The sequence below is a fragment of the Mesorhizobium sp. M7A.F.Ca.US.011.01.1.1 genome (genome assembly GCF_003998295.1).
Lineage (GTDB): Bacteria > Pseudomonadota > Alphaproteobacteria > Rhizobiales > Rhizobiaceae > Mesorhizobium.
Genome location: NZ_RZRT01000125.1, coordinates 1 through 5,023, shown reverse-complemented (window position 1 = coordinate 5,023; position 5,023 = coordinate 1). Strand labels below are relative to the sequence as shown.

General features: G+C 57.4%; 5 protein-coding genes and 2 pseudogenes. 1 reads left to right on the top strand and 6 read right to left on the bottom strand.

Annotated elements, in window-relative coordinates; all coding sequences use genetic code 11:
• The 6 genes and pseudogenes from EOA13_RS36460 to EOA13_RS36435 form a co-directional block, all read right to left on the bottom strand.
• Positions 1 to 180: pseudogene (locus EOA13_RS36460) on the bottom strand (hypothetical protein); the annotation flags it as partial.
• 4 nt (positions 181 to 184) lie between these two features.
• Positions 185 to 838, bottom strand: coding sequence for an amino acid ABC transporter permease (locus tag EOA13_RS36455; RefSeq protein WP_127297965.1), 654 nt, complete (start codon positions 836 to 838; stop codon positions 185 to 187).
• A gap of 56 nt (positions 839 to 894) precedes the next feature.
• The gene (locus EOA13_RS36450; protein ID WP_127297964.1) at positions 895 to 1,746 is read right to left on the bottom strand and encodes a transporter substrate-binding domain-containing protein; all 852 of its coding nucleotides are present in this window, start codon (positions 1,744 to 1,746) and stop codon (positions 895 to 897) included.
• Positions 1,747 to 1,796: 50 nt separating this feature from the next.
• Positions 1,797 to 2,963: a mandelate racemase/muconate lactonizing enzyme family protein gene (locus tag EOA13_RS36445; RefSeq protein WP_127297963.1), complete on the bottom strand. Its 1,167-nt coding sequence runs from the start codon at positions 2,961 to 2,963 to the stop codon at positions 1,797 to 1,799.
• Positions 2,964 to 3,084: 121 nt separating this feature from the next.
• The gene (locus EOA13_RS36440) at positions 3,085 to 3,981 is read right to left on the bottom strand and encodes a LysR family transcriptional regulator (RefSeq protein ID WP_127297962.1); all 897 of its coding nucleotides are present in this window, start codon (positions 3,979 to 3,981) and stop codon (positions 3,085 to 3,087) included.
• A 452-nt stretch (positions 3,982 to 4,433) separates the two neighbouring features.
• Positions 4,434 to 4,577: pseudogene (locus tag EOA13_RS36435) on the bottom strand (transposase); the annotation flags it as partial.
• A 180-nt stretch (positions 4,578 to 4,757) separates the two neighbouring features.
• On the opposite strand from EOA13_RS36435, the gene EOA13_RS38210 reads away from it, so the two are divergent.
• Positions 4,758 to 4,916, top strand: coding sequence for a hypothetical protein (locus EOA13_RS38210; protein ID WP_164780582.1), 159 nt, complete (start codon positions 4,758 to 4,760; stop codon positions 4,914 to 4,916).
• Positions 4,917 to 5,023: the final 107 nt, after the last annotated feature.

Here is a 5,023-nt window from a genome sequence, read left to right as displayed (position 1 = left end):
GACTTCGACATAGACACGCGCAGGCAACGATACGGCACTGTTTTTCGCCAGCAAAGACATGGCGAGTGGAATGCCAAACAAGACGCCGATGGCCGCAGCTGCGGCGGAACATCCCGCCGTCAGAAGAAGACCTCCGCCGAACAGGGGGGCATACTGAATTAGGAGATCGGTGTCGAGCATCGCTTCACTCCTTGCCACTTACGGAAAGCCGCGTTTCTAAGGCTGACCCGCAACGCGCAAGAGCCAGATTCAGGAGGATGTAGACCATGGCAATGATCAGGTAGGTTTCGAGCGGTTGATAGGTGGCCGAGACCACTTGCTGTCCCCTGCGCATCAGTTCGGTAACGGAGATGATTGAGACCAACGAAGAATTCTTAAGCAGGATGCCAAGCTCGCTGATGAGCGGGGGCATTGCGAGCCGGAACATCTGCGGCAATCGTATGCGCCACCAGATGCTTTCGGTCGAGAGGCCGAGCATATCGGCAGCTTCAATTTGTCCTTTGGGAATGGCTGCGATCGAGGCGCGGAAGATTTCCGCCTGGAAGGCCGCCGAGTTTAGACCGAGGCCGATGACCGCGGCGACATAGGGTTCGATCTTGAAGCCGAACGTCGTCGGCACGTAAAAGATCATGAGCAACTGAACGAGGATGGGTGTGCCTCTGATCGCGCTGCGATAGACACGGCACGGCACCGATAACCATTTGGACGAGGTGGACAGCCCCGCTGCGATCACCAGACCCGCAGCACAGCCCAAAGCGATGCCGAGGGTCGAGATTTGTACCGTGGTCAACAGGCCGTCCAGCAAGACGCCTGAGTAGTTCCTAATGAGGTCGAGCACGGCTCACTCCGGGTGCGCATGCCCGGTTCGAAGACGAACGGGCACGCGCAGGCCTGTCAGAACCTAATCGGAGCAGAGGGTACTTCCATCCGCACGCCGAACCACTTTTCCTGGAGCTTAGAGAGTGTGCCGTCCTTGTTCATCTCGGCGATTTTGTCATCGATGAACTTGTTCAGAGCCTCCTGGTCTTCACCTGGGCGACCGGCCCAAGAATAGTATTTCTTAGGTCCAATTGTTCCGTCGACCATTGCGAACACCTCGGGGCGCACGCGCACAGCATCGAGAAGATTCGGCATGCTGTTGATGACCACATCGACACGACCGGCGGCCAAGTCGGCGTAAGCTTCGTCGAAGGCCGTGTAGTCCTTGAAACTCGCGACTGGGGTTCCTGCCTTGGCAAGCTCTTCGGCGTAAGCCTGCGCCGCTGCAAGCTGGGCGGAACCTGTCTGCGATCCCACGTTCTTGCCGGCTATGTCGGACGGTTTCGTAATGGTGTCGTCGCTCGCCTTCTTCATTATCGCAACCGTCGCGTCGGCGACCGGCGTGGTCAGATGGTATTTGGCGGCGCGCTCTTCAGTCACCGTCAGTGCGCTTACGACGAAATCGAAACGTCCCGCCGCCAGGCCCGGAAGAATACCCGACCACGGAACATCAAGCCTATCCAACTTGACATTCTTCATCACCGGATCCCGCATGATGATGTCGATGATGTCGCCTGTATAGCCGACGATCTTGCCGTCCTTCACAAAATCGAAGGGTGCGTTTGCCGTCTCCGTGGCGACGGTAAACACTCCCTTGGCCTGGATATCGGCAAGCGCGTCAGCGTGTGCGCCGGAAACGCTGACGGCCATCGAGAGAGCGATGGCTCCGAAAATGCCCAACGCGCTTCTTGAGACTGTTGGTTTCATTCGTGTGTTCCCTTTTATTGAGTTTGCCTGGTCGTTGATATCGGGCTGGATCAGCCGTTTTCTTCGCGGAAGTCGAAGCAGCAGTATGGCCTAAGACGCTCGGCATCGACGATGGCACCAAGGCCGACGTCGTCGGTGACGTCCAGAAATCCGTCATTGATTCGATCCTCGGGTGCGTTCTTGAGGACCTGCACGTAACCGTCGGACTGGGGAAGGTAGGGGTAGATTTCGAGCGGCATGGCGTTCGCGCAAGCGGCCCACGCAGAAAGCGAAGCGGCCGTGCAAAGCGAAGATGCGCAATTATGAGGGGAGACGCGCGCATTATAGGCTTCGGCCATTGCCGCGATCTGCACGAGTTCGAATACACCGCCGCAGGTGCCTACATCCGGCATCACGACGTCGATGGCCCCGGTGTCGAGCAGGTTGCGGAACCCGTTGCGGGTATAGACGCGCTCGCCGGCGGCGATCGGGAACTTGTATTTGCCTGCGAGACCCTTGAGTCCCGTGAGATTGAATGCGTCCAGCGGCTCCTCGACCCAGCAGACATTGAGCTCGTCGCATACTTCTAGGATGCGCATCAGCTGATCATTGTTGACGCCGCCGGACAGGTCGATCATCAGCTCGGCGTCGTTCCCCACGACTTTCTTGAGGAGCCGAAGACGCTCGATCGCCCTCGTGAACTCTTCAGGAGAAAGTGCACGGCGCTGGACGTGAGTCAGGGTGCGGCCAGGTTGTTGGGTGGCCAGCGGATAGCTCTTCAGTATCTTGTATCCGTCGTTGAGCGGGCGTTCTGCCGCGTTGGCCCATTCGACCGCGTCGTTGCAATGATAGTTCCAGCCGTTCGCATAGACTTGGGCCCGCTTTGAAAAGGCACCGCCAAACAGTTCGTAGACAGGCACATTGAGGGATTGGGCCTTAATATCCCACAAAGCTTGATCGATCGCGCTGACAGCTGCGAAGGCGATGGCACCCCCACCCTTCGTCCAGAAGGAATTGTCGTAAATTTCATGGTAGACATGGCGGGGATAAGCTGGGTCCGCGCCGACGACCCTGGGGGAGTAGTCCGCGATCATTCCAGCGGCACCCCGAGCACCCAAGCCATAAGCGACGGCGGCCTCGCCCCATCCGACGAGACCCTCGTCCGTGATGACTTCTACTAGTACCGGGCGGACGCCGCCCGTTGGAATTCTATACGCCCTGACGTTGGTGACGCGCATTCGCTTTCTCTAAATTTGAGTACCCGATCGGTCCTGCGAGGATGGCTCGAGGACAGGAGAGATCAAACACCTTTCGGCTATAAGCGCAAAACCGAAGTTCTAATAAAGATATCAGCCAAACTTATGGGCTTTCGTGGCGGATGAGTGCAGCTTTGATGGCATCGTAACAGCGGTCCGCCATGACGGAACGAGCGCGATACGTCGGCCGCATAAGGTAGTAGGATGAGGGTTCAGCGTCGGCGATGATGCGCCACTCGGAATGGAGTTCTCCCTTGGTGAGGGCGTCGATTGCCGTGCAGGTCACATAGTCGGCAATTGCCACGCCACCGTTCTTCACGGCATAGCATGCCATCGGGAAGAAGCTGGCGAACTCGACCCTGGGAGTCGGCAGTTGTCGCCGGACATCTAGGGCTGACGGGTTGTCGTGGTACAAGGTGCAAAGTTGGTGTCCGGCAAGATGTTGCGCGCTGAGCGGTCCGAAGCCTTGGCCTATGAGGCCGCGATGGAAAACTGCGCAGACCGGAACCTTGAACACCTCGACGTCGAAGAGGGGCGATGCCGTCGGCACGTCTTTCGCTCCGCGGTCCGTCACAGCCATGTCGTGGCGTTGGTTCTCGATCTCGGAAACGATCGTGTCCGATGTCCCGTTCATCAGCCTCAATTCCTGCCCCGATTTCGCGATCTCCGAGACTGCCGTCGGGATGAGGTCCATACCTACGATACTAGACGAGATGATGGATATCCTCGGCACAGGGATAGCGTCCAGCTGCTGGAAATGATGTTTGATGTCCTTCATCTGCTGCATAACGTGCCGCACTTGCTCGAAAAGGATTTCCGCCTCTTTGCGAGGGCTGATGCGTCCAGCATGCCTGTCGAAGAGCGTTGTCGAGAGCTCCTCTTCCAGGTTGGCGATCGTCATGCTGACGGCTGGTTGCGTCCGTCCCAGATTGCTAGCCGCTTTCGTCACGCTTCCCGTCAGCATGACCTGATAGAACGCTTCCATCTGATGATACTTCATTCCACCCTCCCACCACCAATCTGACTGTATTTCCCGAGATCGGGTGGCAAACTTGTCTAGCAATTCTCATGCCAGCGCCGTGGACGCTAAATTTAGCTACGCCGGGGGCCAAGCGTGATCCTTTCTGCCGACTGGATATTGAGCGCAGCGCCTGTGCTTTCTTCCAGCTTACCAGACGAATGGGGTGTCCAACATTGCGCGCCGGCATTCCTGTGCCATGGCGCCGTCACGAAATGTTGACTTCCGGTTGCTGGACTCATGTTCCCTTGTGGCCGAGGAGTGAAAACTCCGGCATGACTGGCGGCATGGTGTAGTGGGCTTCAGCCCTGGCGGGTTCGGTGTGATTTTTGATTTGTTGTGCCGCGTTGGTCTCTGAGATGGTTCTGAGGTCTTTATCCTCAGCGTTTCTGGGGAAACGATGATGCATCCGTTCGCTCAAACCGCGATTGCGCTCAAAGTGCTCCTACGCCGATCATGCTGATAACACGCTTGATATTGTAGGCGAGGACGTGCAGCGCCATCTCGGTTCGCACGTTTTTGAGCCCGCGCATTTGGAAGTGCATTGAGCCCATCCACGCCTTGATGGTGCCGAACGGCGCACGCCTTGCGGATTCCTGGGCCGTTGTCTTTCCGGAAATCGGCTATGGTCTTGTGATCGGGAACCAGTCGTCCGGTCAGCCACATCGCCTCAACATTGGCATCAAAAGGTAAAAGGATTGGAACAAGTCCGACCTCTTTCCGACGTTGAGCTATGGGACAATGCCGGCAATTGCGCGATGCTGATTTCTTCGACCGGGATCGAAATCATGCCGCCGTTCATTCCCACTGGCGTGTATGGCTTCCTTGGCCAAGGCGTTCGTCATATCTATCTGTCGGCGACGTTGGAGTTCGAGACCGATTTCGTCCGCGGCTTCGGCCGCAGGATCGCTAATTAAATTGGCGCCGGACAACGACGCCGGAAATGGCGAGCGGCTCATCCTGCTCAGCAGCCTTCAAGGACAAACCCGACAAGAAGGTAGTCGCCGAAGAAGTGCTCAAGAAG

Coding starts and splice junctions, on each gene's coding strand:
- EOA13_RS36450 (WP_127297964.1), bottom strand. CDS start 1,746: ATGAAACCAACAGTCTCAAGAAGCGCGTTGGGCATTTTCGGAGCCATC.
- EOA13_RS36445 (WP_127297963.1), bottom strand. CDS start 2,963: ATGCGCGTCACCAACGTCAGGGCGTATAGAATTCCAACGGGCGGCGTC.
- EOA13_RS36440 (WP_127297962.1), bottom strand. CDS start 3,981: ATGAAGTATCATCAGATGGAAGCGTTCTATCAGGTCATGCTGACGGGA.
- EOA13_RS38210 (WP_164780582.1), top strand. CDS start 4,758: ATGCTGATTTCTTCGACCGGGATCGAAATCATGCCGCCGTTCATTCCC.